Origin of the sequence: Deinococcus misasensis DSM 22328, from assembly GCF_000745915.1 — a bacterium.
Taxonomy (GTDB): domain Bacteria; phylum Deinococcota; class Deinococci; order Deinococcales; family Deinococcaceae; genus Deinococcus_C; species Deinococcus_C misasensis.
This window is the reverse complement of the sequence record NZ_JQKG01000003.1, coordinates 93,319-112,138: the sequence shown is the minus strand read 5'-3', so window position 1 is coordinate 112,138 and position 18,820 is coordinate 93,319. Positions and strand designations below refer to the sequence as shown.

Below are 18,820 nucleotides of genomic sequence, written 5' to 3'. Positions count from 1 at the left end.
CTCATTCGGGCTGGCAGGCATGCTGCCACGCTGCGGTGAAAAGGACCTGTTCGGTCAGGTTGAACAGCATCCGGTTGCTGTGGAAAATCACGTGCACGGCCAGAATGCTTCTGAGGCCCCGCTCCAGAGGCCCGTGGGCCAACAAGCCTTGCATGGCTTTGCCCCAGAGGACCAGTTCTTCTTTCCAGACGCTCATTTCAGGGACGCGGCCCAGCAGTTCTTCCCAGAGCCTGTCGGTGCTCAGGCTGCCAATGCGCTGCACGGCTGCGGAAATCTGCTCCACCAGTTTGTGGTGCTCAGGTCGGGCGGGTGGCCTGACCTGTCCGAGCTTTTGCCACACATCCCACTGTTCGAAGCTGTCGAGGCCGCAAGACCGCAGCATCAGGGTCATCCAGAGGTGCGAGGTCAGGTAGCGGTTGTTGGTGTCCAGCTTGTGGGCGTGCAGGGCCAGCCACGCGTCCATCTCGAAGAAGCGGTGGGCTTGCTGCATGGCGGTTTCGCCTCCAAACAGCCCCACCTCGGGTTCATAGGGGGTGAGAGGGGCAGCGCTGATCCATCCTTGCTCTTGCCCAGCTTGCACGAGGTTTTGCACTTCCGTCTGGATCTCTGGGGCAAACCGGAGGCGCAGGTGCTCTCCCCCATCCCCCTTGACCATGAACCAGAATTTTCCGGCAGGCAGGGACAGGATCTCTGGCATCAGGCGGTTCAGTTGAGGGGTGTACAGGCGGTGCTGCAAATACTGAGTCTTTGCATGCATGACCGGAGTGGCCCGAGGGGATTTGCCCAGCAGCATGGCGTAAAGCACCTCTTCTGAACTGGACAGCAGTTGCCGTGCGGTGTCGTCTTTGAAGCATCCCAGAGGCAGGGTGTTGAACTGCAAGGCGGTGCCCACCAGTTGCAGGTTCTGCATGATGTGGCCGCTTTCTTGCAGCAGAAAACGGTAGGCCCGGTCTCCGTACTTGCGGGTGGGTTGCTCAAAATTTCCGGTCAGGAACACCAGAGCAGGTACCTCCTGCAAAGAGGTGTTGTCCATCAGGAAATCCAGTTCCTGCGGGTCAAAACCGCCCACCCACTGCAAACTGTGACCCAGAGCCTCGTAACGGTAGACCCCTCGGGGCAGGTCTGGCAGGTTCACAGAAACCACCTGCACGGAAACCGGATAAAACCCTCCAGCAGACGGGTAAGTTCTGCGCTGAACCCCATGCCAGAGCGGGCCACTGCTGCCCACCGCATGCTTCAGCAAATTGGACAGGGCTTGCAGGTCAAAAGCTTCAAAACCCGAGGTGTGGCTGCGCCTTTCTTGCAGGGCTTCTTGCAGGGGGATGTTCAGGAGTTCAGGCTCTGGGAGTTTCAGGCCGTCCTCGGGTCGGGTGGGGGTCGGGCTGATGTCCTGCACAGGCGCAGGGGCTTGCCGGGTGTAACTGGTCCACTGGTGAAATTCGGTCCAGCGCAGGGTCATTGGGCCACCTCCTCGAAAGAACGCCAGTTTTGCAGGGTGCTGTCTGCGAACTGGCACAGCAGGAGCCTTTCGGAAGCCCGGATGCCTGCACTGTGCAAAAGCTCGTACAGCACGTTCACGAACAGCCTGCGGGCTTTGAACTCGGGACGCTGGATGTACTGGTGAATGGGATGGGTGGGGTCCTGAAAGGCCCGGTGCACTGGACTGCTGGTGAATTCCTTGGGCGACATCCCCTCGGGCATGCGGGTGTATTCCTGCAAGTAGGTGTCTGCCGTGGAAATCTGAAATTCCCCGAGTGTTTCGGCGTGCATGGCCCGGTCATAAGCACCTGAAAGGGCCTCCATCCACAACCGGACCTCCAGAGGGGGCCGGGTTTCCACCTGATGGGTCAGTTCAAACAGCAGGTTTTGATGGTGTTGACTGCGCAGCACGAACTGTTTTCGCAGGTCCTCGCCGTTGGGGAGGTTGTGGTAAAACGCCTCGGCGTGGGAAGCAAAGCAGGTGGCCACCTCGGGCATGCCGGAGACCTCGGGTTTGCAGCCCAGAGTGAAGGCAAATCCAGCCATGAGCTGGTAGGCTCTGGGGATTTTGCCAGAGGCTGGCACCGTCAGAAGCCATTTCAGGGTGGGCTGCACCTCCGAGAGCACCTGTTTGACCAGTCCACTCACAAAAGCATTGCCAAAACGGTGGTCCCGAAAAGTGGAAGGCTCCCAGAAGGTGGTTTTGCTGCCGTACAGGGGGAGGAGGTCCTCATCTGCGACTTCCCACCTTGCCACTTCCGAGTAGCGCGCAAGGTACTCTGCATCGGTCAGGGTGTCTTTTGCTCTGGGTAACAGGAAGAAATGCTGGATTTCAGGTTGCACCCTTGCACGCAGGGCAGAGAGCACTTCGCTGGTCTGAAAGTGCACTTTCACATGGGGGCCGTGCATCCAGTGCCGTTGCAGGAAAAACCGCTGGACCCAGCCTTCTTGATGCAACCCTTCAAAGGTGTCCAGCAGGGTCAGCATCAACTGTTCGCGGGCAGGGGTGTGGTCGTACACGCGCAAAGTGAACCATTCAAGCATGGTGTTCCTCCAGTTCCACAGCGATTTCTTGCACCAGATTCTGGTCAAAAGGGTCAGGGAAAACTTCGTACAGGAGGGTGGCTGGGCAATCTCTGGCCCAGCGTTCCAGCAAGCGCACGTAAAGCAGGCTCTGCAAATCAATGAATTGCGGTTTCAACTGGCGTTCCTTGCTGAAATAGGCCACAATGTCCAGCTTCTCCTCGAACAGGGTGTGGTTCGGGCTGAGGAAAAACCGCTCGGGCAGCCCATTTGCTTGCCAGAGGGCCAGCACCCTGCGCCAGTGCTCCACTTCGGTTTCGTTTTTCTGGCGGATCAACCCCTCGGAGGGCACCACCCACGCTTCACGGCTGACCACCACCTCACCCAGTTTCAGGCGCGGAAAGTGCTGCACGTTGGGGCTCTGGGGGTCGCAGAAACTCTCCACGATGTAACTGCGGAAACCGACCTGAGGGGCCAGGTCAATCAGGCGCTGCTCGGTGGGGGTCAGGAAAGACGGCACGAAGGTGCTCAGGTACAGCGGAATCACCTGCTCACCCAGAGAATCCACCACCTGAAGCCCCTGTCCCTGCACGTGCTGCACCTGCAAATCCTGCAACCGGAAGGTGCTTTTCTCCAGACTGGACAGGGTCCCGAGCGTGCGGTCCAGCACCACCGGATTGTGGTTGATGGTGCTCTGGCTGGTCACCCTGAGTTGGGCAGCTTTTCCAGCGTAAAGGCGTTCCAGTCGGGTTTTCAGCAGGGCTTTGCTGGAGGGGGTCAGGCACCGGAGGCCCAGCACACCCACCCCTCCCAGAGCGGTGTTGAGCACCCACTGGCCCCGGTGTTGCTGCATCAACCAGGTCCATCCGGCAGGTTGGAAACGGCGCACACTGTTCTGGTGTGGGGCCAGCACTTCAGCAGGAATCTGGATTTCCCTTGCTTCCCTGTTCTGTTCGATCAGGCGTTTGAGCCCTCTGGAAACCTCCTGAGCCCGGTGCTGCAGGTCCTGTGCTGCACTGGACGGGGTTTCTTCCAGAGGATTCAGCAGGTACGCAGTCAGGGAGGTCTGGCCTTCAGGACCGTACCGCTGCACAAAGCTTTCTTCCTGCTTCAGGCTTTTCGCTGCCGATCCAGTGAGCAGCATGGACAGGGTGTGCACCAGATTGATGGTTTCCTGATCCAACTCGGGCAGGGTGGCAGGGTGGGTGGGGGCACTGGCGTTTTCATAGAGCCAGCGTCCAGAGTCCGGCATGGGTCCTTCCAGAGAAAGTGTTTCCTGAATGAGGTGCACCTGCTGCTGGATGCTGGCCTGAACCCCTCTGCGGGTCATGGCATCTGACTGGCTGTAATGGTCCAGCAAAGCTTGCAATTCACCCAGCAAGCTGGACACTTCCTGTGCAAAATCCACAGGCAGACCAGAGAGCACCTGCTGCAATGCGGTCACCGGCTCTGGGGTCAGGTCATCGAGGGCAAACTCTGGAATCAGCACCTGCCTGTCCAGCAGTTGCAGCACGAAACCTTCGCTTCTGGCCGGGTCCAGTTTGAGCACCGCTTGCATCTTTTCCAGCAGGTCCAGCAGGGTGTGTGGGGTTTGCAGGGTCTGGTGAAGCCACCAGAGCAAAGCCGAATGGGGAAGCACCATCCAGCGGTCTGCAGCTTTGCCGTCTTTGCGGTCCAGCAGCAGCAATTCAAAGCCTTTTTCGTGGGGGGTGCAATCCGGATTCCAGCGGTAAAGCAGGTGGGGTTTCAGGTCAGGATGGTGCTGAATGCCTTTCCAGAAACGGTGCAAGAGCGCAGCGTTCAGCAGCACCTGTGTTCTGGTCTCTGGCACTCCTGATCCATGCACCTCCTGACGGGTGAACCGACTGAGGGGACTGGTCTTGAAAGCCGCTCTGGACAGGTAGGTGCAGAGGGTGTTTTCCAGCTTGCGCCACTTGCCCACCTCCTCGCTGTTCAGGAAGTCACGCACGGCGTCCATCACATCGGGAACGCTGATTTCCAGACTGGAGAGAAAATCAGGATGGCCCTTCAGGATGTCTTTGAGGTGCTTCTGGACCTGCAGGTGCTCGTCTTGCAAAACCGTTTCCAGAAGGCACTCCAGCCACTGCTGCAGGCGGTTTGCAGCCTCCTGCACCCTCTGGCACAGGTCGGGGTGGGTTTCTTGCAGCACCTCCAGATCCACAACTCTGGGAACTTTGTTTTTCAGGAGGTCCCGGCGCACCCGGATCAGGGCCTGACGCTGGGAGCGGTCCTCCTCGGGGACCAGAGGCACCCGTGTTTCCATGCTGGAGGCCAGATTTTGCAGGGTGTTTTTCAGGTCCTGCTCTTCTTGCAGGTGCCACTGGAGCAAAGCGAAGGTGCGGAGGTGGTGCAGCCCTTTCATGGCAGAGGGGGCAATGCTGCCTTCACGCACGGTGTGTTGCCCGGCCACGCGCCAGAGGCGCAACGTTTTCAAAGCCACAGTCTCGGTCATGGTGTCCTCTTTTCAGGGGAAAGGGTGAGGGGCAAACAGGCCGTTGTGACCTGCAGGCAGACGGGAAAGCAAACGGGAGGTGTTGACCCGGTGGGGGTGTCCAAACGTCATGGGCAGCATGCCGGGCACCAGAGCCCGCACTGCATGGAAACCGCCCTGTGCAGGCAAATCCACAAAAACCACATCTTCATGCACCTGAAGCAGAACCTGCAGCAAGCGGGTCAAGGGCTCGGTCAGGTCGGTGTGGCGGTCTGAAAAAGGGGCAAACTCCGACAAAAGTTGTTCTTGTGACCCCAGAAAATCCAGGTCTTTGAGGCCCAGAGGATGGGCGAACCGCAAAAAATGATCCAGATCGTCCTGCACCATTTCAGGGTGCAAAACGCGCTTTAAAGCTTCTTCGGGTTGGTGATGGGGGGCCATGCAGTGCAAAGTGGTCAAAGCTTCACTGAGGGCAGCCCGCATGGCGGGAAGGGGTTGCAGGTGGGCCGCAGCACCGCTGACACTCTGGACCTGATCCAGCTTGCCGTCAAAGCGTTTCAGGAGTGCCCACACCGCAGGAATGCCATTTTCCTGGGTGATGTTGAAGAAAAACACCTCGAACCCGAGTTTTTCGGCTTGCAAAGTCAAATCCTGCACTTGACGGTCCTGGATGTTCACCACCCGTCTGGCGGGAGTGCGGGTGTAATAGGTCATCAGGAAAGCGTCCCGTTCGATGACTTCCAGCAGGGCATGCAGCAGGGCTTCTTCACGGCAAGCCCCCAGAGCGACCCCACTGCTGCTCTCCTGCACGTACACCGGATCTGAGACTGACAGGAACACATGTCGGGCAGGCACAGAAATGGGCTGCTGGTGGCGCACAGAATACCCACGGGTCCACCGGATGGGAAGCTCGGGGTGGTAAGCGGTCCAGTGCCCGGGCAGGTGGGCAGGCTCGGGTTGCACGAGGGTGCGAGGATCCAGCGTGAGGCCTTCCTGACGCATGTCCAGAAAACTGCAAGGGCCAGAGAGGTTCACCGCACGGTCTGCTGCCTGACGTTCCAGAGCCTCCAGCACCGCTCCAGTTCGGGCTGCGTGGTAATGCTGACCCCGACCCAGCACAGGATGCCAGCTTCCCTGCAAATTCACCTGTGAGACCATCACGGGCAGAGGGGCGTCCATCAGGGGCAGCGGATGCACCCCAAATTGCATTTCCAGAAACTCCAGTTCTCTCATGGTCACCTCCTTGCGAACGCGGGTGGCCCCGATTTCAGGCACCACAGCGGTTTTGAACGTGAACGCTTCAGGGTTTTGAGGAAGGGCAAAAAACTGCACCGATCCCGAGTGGGGTTTCCAGATGCACCAGTGGCCTGAACGCTCTCGCAGGTTTTCCACCACCACAGGCAGGAAAGGATGCCCCATGTCAGGCCAGCGCAAGATCGCCTTTGCTCCTGAGGGAAGGTGCCCAAGGACCCACCTTGCAGCCCCTTCAGAATCCACCTCTGGCGAAAACACCACCTGTTCAGGGTTGGCCCACACCAGCACTGCCGGGAAACGCTCTGGCAAACGGCCCGAGGCCATGCAGTGAAGCACCGATGTGGGACCCTCAAGGATCGAAAGCATGTCAGGCCTGCACCCCCTGCACCTTCAACTGGCTGTTTTGACGCCGGATCACCTGCAACCACAGCACAGACAGCACCAGCAAGACCACACCCGTTCCCATGAACAGCCATCCCAGAGGAATGCGGTCCACAAAAGTGGGCAGGATCAGCAGGGTCAGCGGCATCCCGAGTTGACTGGTTGCACCCAGCACCCCGAAAGCCCGTCCCAGCATGTGTCTGGGCGTGTGGGTTTGCAGGATGATGCTGTTGGAAACCATGATCAAGCCGGTGCCCATCCCGATCAGAACCATCAAAACCGAAATCAGGAAGATGTTGTGGGCCACCGCAAACAGCAGGAAAAACACCCCGTTGAACAGGTAGGCCAGCAGCATCATGCGGGTGGCGTTGAATTTCTCTCCGAGCACCGAGACCAGCACGTTGCCCAGCAGCATCCCACCCGTCAGAAGGCCCATCAGAACGCCATACCCCTCGGGTCCAACGTCCAGAGATTTCAGGTGTTTGGGCAGAGCGGTGTTGAGGGGTGCGAAGGCCGCCATCACCATGAAACCCAAAACCGGAATGGCCCTCAGGAGGGGATTGACTGTAAACACCTGAAATCCAGCCTTGAGGTCCTGCCAGTAGGTGTTGGGCTCCTCGATCCGTTCACGGGCAGGGAACTGGATCAGCAGCATCAAAAAGGCCATCACCAGAAAAGTCACCGCATCAAAAAGCAGGGTGTTTTTCACCCCGAACTGACCGACCAGAAAACCGCCTCCGATCAAACCCATGATGCTGGCACTCTGGTTGGCGATCCCCATCAGGCCGTTTGCACGGATGAGGTCTCTGGCAGGCACCAGTCCGGGCAGGGCAGATTGGGCGGCTGGACTGTAAAAAATGCCAATCAAACCGTTGATGAAAGAGGTCAGGTACAGCAAGGTGGGGGTCAAGTCTCCCTGAACGGCCCAATACCACACCAGCAGGGAAAGCACCCCACGCAAAGCATCCCCAAGGGCCAGAGGCAACTTGAGGGGCAGGCGGTCCACCCAGGTGGCCGCAAAAGGAGCAAGCAAACCGGGCAGCATGGTCAGGGCGAGGGTCAGGGCACTGGAGCCCACCGAGTTGGTCAATTCCAGCACCAGATACGAGAAAGCCACCCCACTGATCGCACTGCCCAGTTGGGCCTGCAAAATGCCCGACCAGTACAGGGTGAAATTCCGGTTCCAGAGTTTGGTGGGTTGCACGGTCATGGTTTCCCTTTCTGAAAGTCAGCCACCCCCGAAATCGAGGGTGGCTGTCTCTGGTGAACTTACTGAACCTCGTTCAGGGCGGGCTTGACAGAGCAGCTTCCGCAACCGCGACCCACACTCAGGGAGGCTCCGCCTTCAGGCAGACCGTAGGTGTCGGACTCCCCGAGGGTCTCCACGTCTTGCAGGTTCAGGTCTTCGAGGTTGATCTGGATGTCTTGCACTTTTTCGTTTTTCATGTTCTTTCTCCTTGTGGGATGAGGATTTTTAAGGGAAGTGTGCGTTCAGAACTTGAAGCTCTGGTTTACTGGACTTCGTTCAGGGCGGGCTTGACGGAACAGCTTCCGCAACCACGGCCCACGCTCAGGGAGGCTCCGCCTTCTGGCAGACCGTAGGTGTCGGATTCCCCGAGGGTCTCCACGTCTTGCAGGTTCAGGTCTTCGAGGTTGATCTGGATGTCTTGCACTTTTTCGTTTTTCATGTTCTTTCTCCTTGTGGGATGAGGGTTTTTAAGGGAAGTGTGCGTTCAGAACTTGAAGCTCTGGTTTACTGGACTTCGTTCAGGGCGGGCTTGACGGAGCAGCTTCCGCAACCACGGCCCACACTCAGGGAGGCTCCGCCTTCGGGCAGACCGTAGGTGTCGGATTCACCGAGGGTTTCCACGTCTTGCAGGTTCAGGTCTTCGAGGTTGATCTGGATGTCTTGAGCTTGTTCGTTTTTCATGCCTTTTCTCCTTACCACCGGGAATTTGCAACACGGAAGCACGCTTCCATGTGAGTGGTCCAACATGTTGAACACTTCTGAAAGACTTTGAGCACAGCGAAATCTGAAACAACTGGATTTGGAACTGGATTGTGGGGAGGCGTTCAGCCTTTGGGTGTGGGGGTCACGATGGACACAGGGAGGGTGTTGGTGCTGCCTTCTGCGCAGGCGCTACCGATCATGCTTGCTCCGAACAGAACCACCATCAGGATGCCTTTGATCTTTTTCATAACCTTCCTCCTTGCTTGATGGATGAAGGGTACAAAAGCCCCCTATTGGAGCCGTATTGGTGAAAAAGGGGGGTGTATTTGGGCATCGCAAAGTCTGAAGTTTGGCAGGTCAACTGAGAAAGCAGTCAGCGGTCAGCCATCAGCAAAAAGCACACTGTTCGGCTTTTGCTCTGGAGAACAAAAAGCCAAAAACAAATCCACCACAGGTTTTTGGGTACCAAAAGGTGGAAGGAACCATTTCTTTCTTGCTGAAAGCTGATGGCTGACGGCTGATGGCTTTTGACCCACCATCGACAAGGCAGTGACTTTGCACTCACCTTGGACTGTGTATTGCTTGAAAGACCAATACGGTATTTCGTGCCCTGAAACACGGTTTTCGCCGATCGATACAGGTTTTCCCCAATAGACGCCACCCTGAAAGACCGCTTGAATTGTTTCAAGACCCATGGAACAGAACCCCCTGCTGTCCTTGTTGTTGAATGGTCAGGCCGCCGAGGCATGGAAGCAATACATTTCCCTGCCCGAGCCCACCCCTGAGGAAGACCGCTGGGCCGGATTGGCCCTCAGGCACCTCGGACAGGGCACTGCGGCCAAGAACATGCTGCTGCGGGCCATCGCCAGAGGCTGCGTGCATGCCAACATCGAACTGGGTGGCTTTTATCTGGCCATGAACGATTGTGACCTTGCAGAAAAAGCCCTCTCGGCACTGACCCATCTTTCTTTGAACCCCTTTGACAGTGCGCTTTACCATTACATGCAGGCCCTGCTCAAAGACCGCAATGGCAGCTTGCAAGATGCCATTTCCAGTGCAGAGCAAGGGTGGGCCGCCGCTTTTGGCCTGACCGGACCCACCGAGAAAGTGCGCTCTTCCATCGCAGGTTTGCTGGCAGAACTGTACGTTCGGATGGGCATGGACTTGGTGGCCCGGGAATATTACGACGCCTGCCTTGACCTTGCCCCAGAGAGCCGCAAAGCCGAAATCCTCTCTTCCAGAGCACTCTCTTACGCCTATCTGGGCAGGCATCAGGACGCCATGCAAGACCACCAGCAAGGCCAGCAATGGCAATCGGGGGTCAGTCAGGCGGTGCAGCAAAACATCCATTACCAGTCTGGCTTGATGTTCCGTTGCCTTGGCCATCTGCCCGAAGCCATCAAAGCCCTTGCTGCCACAGACGTTCAGCACAAAGAAAATCAGGATTACAACATCCACTTTTATGCACAGGTGTACCTGAGTGCATTGCATCTGGAACTCGGGCAGGAAAGCGTGGCCCGCAGCCATCTGGCAAGGGTGCGGCCTCTGGCCAAATCCAAACTGGCCCGCATGACCTTCTTCTTCCGAGAAGGTGCCCTGATGTCCAGAAGCAATCCGGGCATCGGCCTGAAACTGCTGCAAGAGGCGGCAGTGGGCCTCCATGAACTTCAGGCCTACCGTCAACTCCTGTGGTGCTTGCTGCACCAGAGCGAAACCTTCCTGCGCCTTGGACAGAGCAGCGAGGCCCTTGAGGCGCTCAGTCAGGTCACCGATTTGCGCCACCAGCTGGGAAACCCCCATCTGGCTCTGGTGGAACTGCGGGCCTTGCCCCTGACCCGAGAACTCCTGAAAACCCTGCCTGAGGACCACTATGTTTCCATCCTCAATCAGGATTGCTTGCAGGCCGAAGCCCCCAGAGTCACGGTCAAAACTGTGCACATCGTTTCTCTGGGCCGGGGTCGGGTGCAACTGGATGAAGGTCAGGCGCGGTTCACCCTTGGTCGGGCCATTGAAGTGCTGTGTTATCTGGTGCTCAACCCGAACAGCACCCTCGAAGACATCTTGCTGGATTTGTTTCCCGATCAGGACCCCAAACTTGCCAAAAATTACTTCCATCAGGCCCGTTATGACATCGAGAGGGCCACCCATGACATTTCCGTGCCATACGACAAAACCTTACGCACCTATGGGGTCAAGTTGCAAGAGGTGCAACTCGAATGGGACCTCCTGCAACTCCAGCAAAGCATTCAGGACCACAACCCGGAGCGGTTCTTCGAAGTGCTGTCCAGAGCACAAGGCGAGTTTTTGCTGGATCTGGACAGCGAATGGATTGAAGCCATGCGTCTGGAATGGCAGGACAGCATCCTGACGTTTGGATTGCAAACCGTGCAGGCATGGTGGCAGGAAGGTCAACTGGACCGCTGCTTGCAAGGGCTTGCCGTCCTGCTCAAACTGGACCCTCTAAACGAAGAATTGCATCAGCTTTGTCTGCGCTGCACACTGCAACAACAAGGCCAGCAAGGGCTCAAATCCTGCTGGCGTCAGGTGGTTGCGGCCTATTCCAGAGAAGGACTGGACCCACCCCTGCCTTTGCAAAGGTGGGTCCAGCAGCAACTGGTGCAAAGTTCCTGATCCACGAAGTTTGAATGTTGGCATCAAAAACCCTCCCGAAAATCCGGGAGGGTTCTCATCACCAGTTTGAAAAATCAGCTTCCAGAGCCGGACTTGTTGCCGCCCTGACCGCTGCGTCCAGAGGAGTCGGAGCCTTGTGACCCGGAACCCTGCTGACCGCTCTGGCCTTGCTGGTTCTGGTTGCCGCTCATGCCTTGCTGACCGCTCTGGCCCTGTTGACCTTGCTGGCCTTGCTGGTTGCTGTTCTGGCCCTGACTGCCACCTTGTCCCTGCTGGGAGTGGCTCAGTTGATGGCGATCCTGATTTTGTTGACCGCCCTGGCCCTGCTGATTTTGGCCTTGTTGATTCTGATTGCCAGACATGCCTTGCTGGCCGCTCTGGCCCTGTTGGCCTTGCTGGTTCTGGCCCTGTTGATTCTGATTGCCACTCATGCCCTGCTGACCGCTCTGACCTTGCTGGCTTTGGTTTTTTTGTTGATTTTGTTGATTGTTCTTGTTCTGGTCGCTCATGTGGTTGCTCCTTTTGCATTGCCAAACTGGACCTGTTTCTGGTCACAGAATCAGCAAATGGGGACAGGGAGACATCCTCTCAGGGGAACCTGATGGAGGGTGCGCCATACGAAGATTCAAAGGTGTTGCATTTCGGTGCAATGCAAAGCGATTCACAGCTTTTAAGGCTGCGGTGATCCACATCCAACCCACTGTGAACAATGGGGACCGGTCTGCTCTGGATTGTAGGATCAACAAAATCAATATACACCCACTTCATGATGAAATGATGTCATATCCATCTTTTTTCATGAGTTAATTAAATACCCTGCTCTTCTTCAATCTCACAGGCTTTCTCTACACAGCAGATCTGCGTTTTCTGCAGGAAATATTACAACATGAAATACAACATCAAGTGTTTTGCCAAAACATGAAAGTGACTTTCCATCAAAGGACAACCTCAAGCCACCAAATGCAAATCCCCTCAACTCCGGGTTTTGCGGTGGTCGGCTTTCATCTGGTACATCCGCACGTCGGCCAGAGCGACCAGAGCCTCTGGATCTTGCGCATCTTCGGGGAAACAGGCAAGCCCTGCACTTGCTCCTGCAGTGGGGAAACCCATGCTCTGGACTTTCTCGGTGACCTGCTGGACCCTCTGGAACAACCGATCCCGAGTGCGGGAGGTGGTGCCAATCAGGACCACGGCAAATTCATCTCCTCCCAGACGGTAACAGCGGTCTTCCTGACGCATGGATTGCTGCAACTGCTGAGCAAAAGAGGACAGCAAGCGGTCCCCTTCGTGGTGCCCGAGGCTGTCGTTGATGGTTTTCAGGCCGTCCATGTCCAGCAGCATCACCCCAAAGTGGCTCTGGTGGCGTTTGGAACGGGCGAACTCTGCACGCAGGTCTTCTTCAAAACTGCGGCGGTTGCCAAGGCCAGTCAGGGGGTCTTTCAGGGCTGCGGTTTCAAGGTGCTGCAAGCGTTCCTGACGTTCCAGAGCCACTTGAACGGTGGCCGTTGCCGAATCGAACAGGTTTCTTTCCTGTTCGTTCCACTTTGAGCCTTCCTGCATTTTGACCCCCACCACCACCAGAGCAGGTTCTTTTCCAAAAGGGGTCAGGGGTATGAAAGCCACCGAGGTCAAGCCAGCCTGAACCATTTGTGGGTTGGCTCCGGGCTGGCTTGCATGATCATCATGGTAAAGGGAGCGGCCTTCTTCTACGGCTGCCCACACCAGACCTGTGCCTCTGGGAACCCGTCTGGGAACCATCAACATGGGAACCTGTTTGGCTTTCTCACCCATCCAGACGGGCTTGAGGACCATTTCATCTCCTTCTTGCTCAGCAAGGCCAGCCCAATCCAGACCTGCTGCCTGTCCGATTTTCCAGACCAGTTCGTGTGCGATCTCCAGAGCAGGGCGTTGCTCGGTGCTGGCACGGGACACGTCCAGCAAAGTGCGGGCGTAATCGAGGGTGGTTTGCAATTCCTGCTGGATCTGTTTCAGGGCATCGATGTCCCGAACCACAGTGGCAGCGCCCAGCAAGGTGCCGTCCAGAGCACGCAGGGCAGAAACCGCAACCTGTGCATAAAACATCTGGCCATTCCCTCTGGGACGCAGTGTTTCGAGTTCTGAGATGGGCCCTCCCCTTTCCAGAGCCTGCAGGAAGGACATTTCTTCAGAAGCCCACACCGGAGGAAGCACCTCTTGCACATGCCTTCCGATCATCTGGTGGGCAGGTTTGCCGTACAGCCGTTCTGCACCCTTGTTCCAGCTGAGAATGGTTCCAGAGAGGGCCGTGCTGACCATGGCATCCTGTGAGGTTTCCACAATGGCCGCCAGACGGTCCCGATCGGTCTGGGCTTTGCGTTGTTCGGTGACATCTCTGGCAATGGAAGCTGCACCGATCACCTCTCCAGCCTGTGAGCGCAAGGGAGAGATGGAAATGGAAACCTGCAAAATGCGTCCATCCTTGCAGCGCCGCACCGTTTCGAGGTTCTGGATGGTGTGACCCTCGCGCATGTTCTGCAAAATGACCATTTCCTGATCCTGAATCTCTCTGGGAAACAGCAGGTGGATGGGTTGCCCCACCAATTCAGAGGCTGCATAACCGTAAAGGGCTTCAGCAGCACGGTTGATGAACTGCACCTCGCCTTGCAGGTTGGTGCTGATGATGGCGTCCTGTGAGGTCTCCACGATGGCAGCCAGATTGGCACGGTCCAGCTCGGCCTGTTTTCGCAGGGTGATGTCGCGGAACAATCCAGTGAAAAAGCGTTCGCCTGCCGTTTCCCAGATGGAGAAGGTGAGTTCCAGATCAAACAGGGAACCGTCCTGCCTCTGGCCCATCAAGGTGAGGGTTTGCCCATGCACTTCGGTGCTGCTCAGGCGGGACAGCCATTCCTGAAAAGCCTCAGGAGAATCACAAACGTCTTGTTTCAGCAGGGCACCAACCGACAGGCCCAGCCATGCTTGATCCTCAAAACGGAACATCCGCTGTGCGCTCGGGTTGACACTGAGGATCATGCCGTTTCGATCGGTGGTGATGATCCCATCTGCAGCATTTTCCAGCACTGCACGGTGACGGAGTTCCCTTTGTTGCAATGCTTGTTCAGAAGCCAACCGTTGCCTGTCTGAACGGTGGATCACCAGAGACAGAAAATACGTGGGCACCGCAAAAACCAGCATGATCAAGACCGCAAGATAGGCAATGCCGTGCTCTCCATCAAACCACCCTTGCCGCGCTCCAGAGATCACCATCCCGGCAAGCACACCCGGCACAACCAGCGTGGAAGGGATCAAAAAACGGGCCAGTGCTCCACCCAAGGACCTCTGGCGAATCAGACCCACCAGCCCATATTTGCCCTGCAAACAAAGCACCATGATGCTGCAAACAAAAAACAAAAATGAGGTGGGCAAAGACATGGGCTGGTGACCGGGCAGGTGGTAGAAATCACGCAGGCCGTACAGGTGGCCCAGAAAAGGCACCATCGAAAGCATAAAAGCCAGCGCCGCCATCAGTTGGGTGGGCAATGGGGTTCTGGAACCCAGTGGATAAAACAGCAACGCCATGCCCAAAAGCAGGGCATTCAGGGATGTGTTGGGGGCCATGATCGGGGGGTTGAGACCAGAGGGCACCAACCAACCCATCAGGGTTTTGAGGGCCTCAACCACCAGAGGAAGGTCAACCACCAGATTGAGCAAGACCAGAGATCCGGTCAGGGCCATCAAGGCTGCTGTTGCTCTGGAAGCCCAGATCCAGCCTTGCATCAAGAAAATCACAGAGGCATTGAACAGCAAAAACATCACAGCAGAGAGTGGATTGAGGGGAGCCAGAAAGCTCTGGATGTCTTGCAGCGCAGGCACATCCCAGAAGCGCACCAGAAGGCTGCACAGCACCACCAGCAACACCCCCACAGACATGCCTTGGACACGACGCAAAGTGGAAGGGTGGACAGCAAGCATCTCGGGTTTCACATCAACCTCAAAAACACGGTAAACACAGTGTAAGCTTTTAAGCCTTCCAAAAACATGAAGGGAATCCCCAACAATCAACGGACCTTCGAGCATGCCAAGGGCACAGCCAGCAAATCAAAGAAACCTCTGCATTGCTGCAAGAGGTTTCTCTTTATGGATTTTGATCGCACACTCCTGAGAGATCTTCTTGAAGGTAACAAGAAAGTGTGGATGAAGTGTGAAGACTGCGCTCAAAATGCAAAACCCCATCCATGCATGAAGCTTGAACTCCCACCGAAAGTCCAGTACCTTCAAAACGTGCAAGAAAAACCGACAGTGGTGGAAGCCTCTATACACATGCAATCCCTCTTGAGAGAACGCTGGGGGGCACAAGGAGACAACCTGCACGGGTTGTTTCGCAGTGTTGAAGGCGACCTGCCCATGGACATTTTTCGTGACCTTCAAGATTTTTTGCTCCATCTGGACACAGAAGTTCCAAATGCTCTGGAGCACCAGAGCAGGATTCAACGGATTCTGGAGGGCCTTGAAGCAGGGCCTTTGCTGGTCCTGAACAGTGCATCCACACCCTCTGCCCCTTCCAAACCCCATCCCAGAGACGATGCTCAACTGGCCTCAGCAGGCCTCATGCTGATGGCCACCGTTCTGGTGTTCCTGTGGATTGAGTCGGCCGCATTGCCCTCTGAATGGCACCTGTTCACCCTGCTGACTTTTGTGGTGGCTGGGTCTCCGTGGTTGCTGCTGCTGATTCATCCATGGTTGATCCTTGCTGGATGGGTTGTTGCAGGCTTGATTGGGTACAACTTCGCTGGATGGCTGGGGGTGGGCATTGGGTTGCTCGGTCTGGGGCTTCTGACCGGAATCACACTTGCTGTGCTGATGTCACGTGCTACATCTGTACCCCATCAAATTGTCCTTGGGGTGTACTCTGCGTCGAAGGTGCTGAGGTGGTTTGCTCTGGGTGCAGGGGTGGTGTGGGGCCTCTGGCAGGGTGTGGTGTGGATGATGCACCAGAGGGGATGATCCTGTTTCGGGGACCCCATAGAACAGGCTCAACTTTCCATGAAGGCAGCGTTGCACTTCTCGTCAAGCGGGACCTCTGGATTGGGGGTGGGATGGTACTGGTGTTCCAGACCCCAGCGGACCATCGCATCGATCACTGGACGCAGACTTTCTCCATGTGAGGTGAGGGAATATTCCACCTTGGGTGGCACCTCACCGAACACCCTGCGCTGCACCACACCATCGCTTTCCAGTTCACGCAGTTGCTGGATCAGCATTTTTTCGGTGACAGGGGTGAGCTTTCGGCGGAGTTCAGCAAAGCGGTGAGGCCGCAAAAAAAGCAGATAAAGGATGGACACTTTCCAGCGTCCTCCAATCACATTGAGGGTCACCGTGGTGGGGCAAGCAGGGTTGGGTTCTTTCATCTGGGCCTCCTGGGCTTACTTTTTGGTGGGTACCTTACTTTCAGGTAAGCACTTCACAAAATATATCACTATGTTCTATAAAGATGTCAGTGAGCAGGACACCCTCTGGACAGCACCCGGACCTGCCACCTTTCCCTTTGTCAAACACCGGTTTGGATCCCAGCATCAGGCTTCCTGATGCCACGCCCTCTTGCACCTCAACAAGGAGCACCCACATGGCACACATCCTGCACATCGATTCCAGCGCACGCACCCAACAGTCCTTTTCCCGCAAGCTCACCCGAGAATTTGTGGAAACCTGGCTGAAACTGCACCCCGGAGACACCCTCACCTATCGGGACCTGAACACCACCCCTCTGCCCTTTCTGGATGAACGCTGGGTTGCAGCTGCCTTCAGCCCCGAGCAGGCCGAGGAACACAAAATGGCCCTCACCATCTCCAACCTGCTCATCGATGAACTGGTCGCAGCCAATGTGCTGGTTCTGGGGGTGCCCGTGTACAACCTGAGCGTGCCAGCCATCTTCAAAGCCTACATCGATCAGATTGTGCGGATGGGACGCACCACCAAGTACACTGCCACAGGTCCAGAGGGGCTTTTGAAAGGCAAGCAAGCCTATGTGATTGCCACCAGTGGATCGGATTTCTCGCAGGAACCTTTGAAATCTCTGGACCACCACACCCCTTACCTGAAAGCCATTCTGGGATTCGTAGGCATCTCAGATGTCACCTTCATCCGGCACTTTGGGCATGAGCCTCAGGGCATCGAGCAGTCCCTTGCACAGGCCAGAGGCCACATCCTGAACCATGCCCGTCAGGGTCTTGAAACGCAAATTTAAAGCATTTGGCAGAGAAACAAGAGGTTCATGCTTGAGGTCGTGTTGTTTGAAACAGAAGGATGCTTTTGAATCCTTCTGTTTCACGGATAAACGCAGCAAAACCAAAATTTAAAGCATTTGGCAGAAGAACAAGGGGTTGTCTCTCTGATGGATGTTTTCTGAAATGGGAGGATTCAAAAGCATCCTCCCATTTCACGGATCAACGCAGCAAGACCACACCAACGCCTTCAGACAGGTTTGGGCGGGATGGTGCACATTGTGGGCTACAGCATTGACGGCAAGCCCAACTTCCGTCATATTAATGACCATAAGTCATTTAAAGGAGCCCCATGCCCCATTCAAAACCCACCTTTCTGGTCACCGGAGGCTCTGGATACCTCGCCAGTTGGATTGTCAAACAACTGCTGGAACAGGGCCATACCGTACACACCACTGTTCGCAGCCTTTCTGACAGCCGCAAAGTCCAGCCTCTCAAAAACCTTCCCCAGCAAGAAGGACAGTTGAAATTCTTTGAAGCAGACCTCCTGAAAGAAGGCTCTTTCCTGCCTGCCATGCAAGGTTGTGACATCGTGATCCACACCGCCTCCCCGTTTGTGATCTCAGGCTTCAAGGACCCCCAGAAGGCCCTGATCGATCCAGCCGTGCAAGGCACCCGCAACGTGCTCAGCAGTGTCAACCAGACACCATCCGTCAAAAGGGTGGTGCTGACTTCCAGCGTGGCTGCCATGTACGGCGACAATCAGGACGCCAGAGGACTTCCCAACCAGACCATCACCGAGCAGCACTGGAACACCAGCAGTTCTCTGGACCACCAGCCTTACTCTTATTCCAAGGTGCTGGCAGAAAAAGCCGCATGGGAAATGCAAAAAGCCCAGAGCCGCTGGGACATGGTGGTGATCAACCCCTCGATGATTTACGGACCCAGCCTCACCCCGGCCAGCGGATCCACCAGCCTGGACACCTTTGCCCAGATCGCCAGTGGCACCCTGCGTTTCGGTGCCCCCCACTTGACCATGGGCATGGTGGATGTGCGTGACACAGCAGCAGCACACGTTCAAGCCGCCCTGAAACCCGAGGCCTCTGGACGCTACATCGTTTCCAACCGGGAATTCAGTCTGCTGGAGGTGGGACAACTGATGCGCCCCTTCCACCAGAAACCCCATTTGCTGCCCACCCGATACCTGCCCAAACGGGTGATCTGGCTGATCGCCCCTTTGCTGGGCCTCACACGAAAATTCATTGAAACCAATGTGGCATGGCCTCTGAAATTCGACCATTCGCGCAGCATCCGGGAACTGAATCTGCAATACCGTCCATTTGAAGAAACCCTGAAAGACCAGTACCAGCAGTGGTTGCAACAAACCCAGAGAGCCTGACGTTCAGCTTTGTTGGCCCCACCAGAAGGTGGGGCTGTTTTTTGTTCCCACAA

Annotated in this window: 17 protein-coding genes; 4 read left to right on the top strand and 13 right to left on the bottom strand. The window is 56.4% G+C overall.

Features of this window, described 5'->3' with window-relative positions:
• Position 1: 1 nt before the first annotated feature.
• The 10 genes from Q371_RS03660 to Q371_RS26805 all read right to left on the bottom strand — a co-directional run bounded on the left by Q371_RS03660 (position 2) and on the right by Q371_RS26805 (position 9,235).
• The gene (locus Q371_RS03660; protein WP_034336241.1) at positions 2-1,459 is read right to left on the bottom strand and encodes a thiopeptide-type bacteriocin biosynthesis protein; all 1,458 of its coding nucleotides are present in this window, start codon (positions 1,457-1,459) and stop codon (positions 2-4) included.
• Complete coding sequence (locus Q371_RS03655) at positions 1,456-2,523, bottom strand: lantibiotic dehydratase C-terminal domain-containing protein (RefSeq protein WP_034336238.1); 1,068 nt, start codon at positions 2,521-2,523, stop codon at positions 1,456-1,458. The genes Q371_RS03660 and Q371_RS03655 overlap by 4 nt, the downstream gene beginning before the upstream one ends.
• A complete protein-coding gene (locus tag Q371_RS03650) occupies positions 2,516-4,975 on the bottom strand; it encodes a lantibiotic dehydratase (RefSeq protein ID WP_034336236.1) in 2,460 nt (819 codons plus the stop codon). Before Q371_RS03650 ends, Q371_RS03655 begins: the two co-directional genes overlap by 8 nt.
• A 12-nt stretch (positions 4,976-4,987) precedes the next feature.
• Positions 4,988-6,574, bottom strand: a complete 1,587-nt coding sequence (locus Q371_RS03645) for a YcaO-like family protein (protein ID WP_034336232.1) — start codon at positions 6,572-6,574, stop codon at positions 4,988-4,990.
• Between the two features lies 1 nt (position 6,575).
• On the bottom strand, positions 6,576-7,799 hold the full coding sequence (locus Q371_RS03640; protein ID WP_034336229.1) for an MFS transporter: 1,224 nt from the start codon (positions 7,797-7,799) through the stop codon (positions 6,576-6,578).
• Positions 7,800-7,858: 59 nt separating this feature from the next.
• Positions 7,859-8,035 (bottom strand): thiopeptide-type bacteriocin, encoded by a 177-nt coding sequence (locus tag Q371_RS26820; protein ID WP_157442496.1) that lies wholly within the window; start codon positions 8,033-8,035, stop codon positions 7,859-7,861.
• 65 nt (positions 8,036-8,100) lie between these two features.
• The gene (locus Q371_RS26815) at positions 8,101-8,277 is read right to left on the bottom strand and encodes a thiopeptide-type bacteriocin (protein WP_157442496.1); all 177 of its coding nucleotides are present in this window, start codon (positions 8,275-8,277) and stop codon (positions 8,101-8,103) included.
• A 65-nt stretch (positions 8,278-8,342) separates the two neighbouring features.
• Positions 8,343-8,519: a thiopeptide-type bacteriocin gene (locus Q371_RS26810; protein ID WP_157442495.1), complete on the bottom strand. Its 177-nt coding sequence runs from the start codon at positions 8,517-8,519 to the stop codon at positions 8,343-8,345.
• Between the two features lie 143 nt (positions 8,520-8,662).
• Complete coding sequence (locus Q371_RS28050; protein WP_281174276.1) at positions 8,663-8,788, bottom strand: hypothetical protein; 126 nt, start codon at positions 8,786-8,788, stop codon at positions 8,663-8,665.
• Positions 8,789-8,920: 132 nt separating this feature from the next.
• Positions 8,921-9,235 (bottom strand): hypothetical protein, encoded by a 315-nt coding sequence (locus Q371_RS26805; RefSeq protein ID WP_157442494.1) that lies wholly within the window; start codon positions 9,233-9,235, stop codon positions 8,921-8,923.
• On the opposite strand from Q371_RS26805, the gene Q371_RS03635 reads away from it, so the two are divergent.
• Positions 9,234-11,171, top strand: a complete 1,938-nt coding sequence (locus Q371_RS03635) for an AfsR/SARP family transcriptional regulator (protein WP_034336228.1) — start codon at positions 9,234-9,236, stop codon at positions 11,169-11,171. The two genes, Q371_RS26805 and Q371_RS03635, sit on opposite strands and share 2 nt — an antisense overlap.
• 74 nt (positions 11,172-11,245) lie before the next feature.
• Here Q371_RS03635 and Q371_RS26800 read toward each other — a convergent pair whose 3' ends face one another.
• Positions 11,246-11,680 carry a hypothetical protein gene (locus Q371_RS26800; RefSeq protein ID WP_157442493.1) on the bottom strand — a complete coding sequence of 145 codons (435 nt, stop codon included), beginning with the start codon at positions 11,678-11,680 and terminating at the stop codon, positions 11,246-11,248.
• A 463-nt stretch (positions 11,681-12,143) separates the two neighbouring features.
• Positions 12,144-15,131 carry a sensor domain-containing diguanylate cyclase gene (locus tag Q371_RS25245; protein WP_169743784.1) on the bottom strand — a complete coding sequence of 996 codons (2,988 nt, stop codon included), beginning with the start codon at positions 15,129-15,131 and terminating at the stop codon, positions 12,144-12,146.
• 255 nt (positions 15,132-15,386) lie between these two features.
• Here Q371_RS25245 and Q371_RS03615 point away from each other — a divergent pair, with 255 nt between their 5' ends.
• The gene (locus Q371_RS03615; RefSeq protein ID WP_157442492.1) at positions 15,387-16,151 is read left to right on the top strand and encodes a hypothetical protein; all 765 of its coding nucleotides are present in this window, start codon (positions 15,387-15,389) and stop codon (positions 16,149-16,151) included.
• A 29-nt stretch (positions 16,152-16,180) separates the two neighbouring features.
• On the opposite strand, the gene Q371_RS03610 is transcribed toward Q371_RS03615, so the two are convergent.
• Entirely contained in the window at positions 16,181-16,555 is a 375-nt protein-coding gene (locus Q371_RS03610; RefSeq protein WP_051963159.1) for a winged helix-turn-helix transcriptional regulator, read from the bottom strand.
• Positions 16,556-16,770: 215 nt separating this feature from the next.
• Here Q371_RS03610 and Q371_RS03605 point away from each other — a divergent pair, with 215 nt between their 5' ends.
• Both Q371_RS03605 and Q371_RS03600 read left to right on the top strand, forming a co-directional pair.
• Positions 16,771-17,391 (top strand): FMN-dependent NADH-azoreductase, encoded by a 621-nt coding sequence (locus tag Q371_RS03605; protein ID WP_034336218.1) that lies wholly within the window; start codon positions 16,771-16,773, stop codon positions 17,389-17,391.
• A 329-nt stretch (positions 17,392-17,720) separates the two neighbouring features.
• Positions 17,721-18,767 (top strand): SDR family oxidoreductase, encoded by a 1,047-nt coding sequence (locus tag Q371_RS03600; RefSeq protein ID WP_034336215.1) that lies wholly within the window; start codon positions 17,721-17,723, stop codon positions 18,765-18,767.
• Positions 18,768-18,820 lie beyond the last annotated feature (53 nt).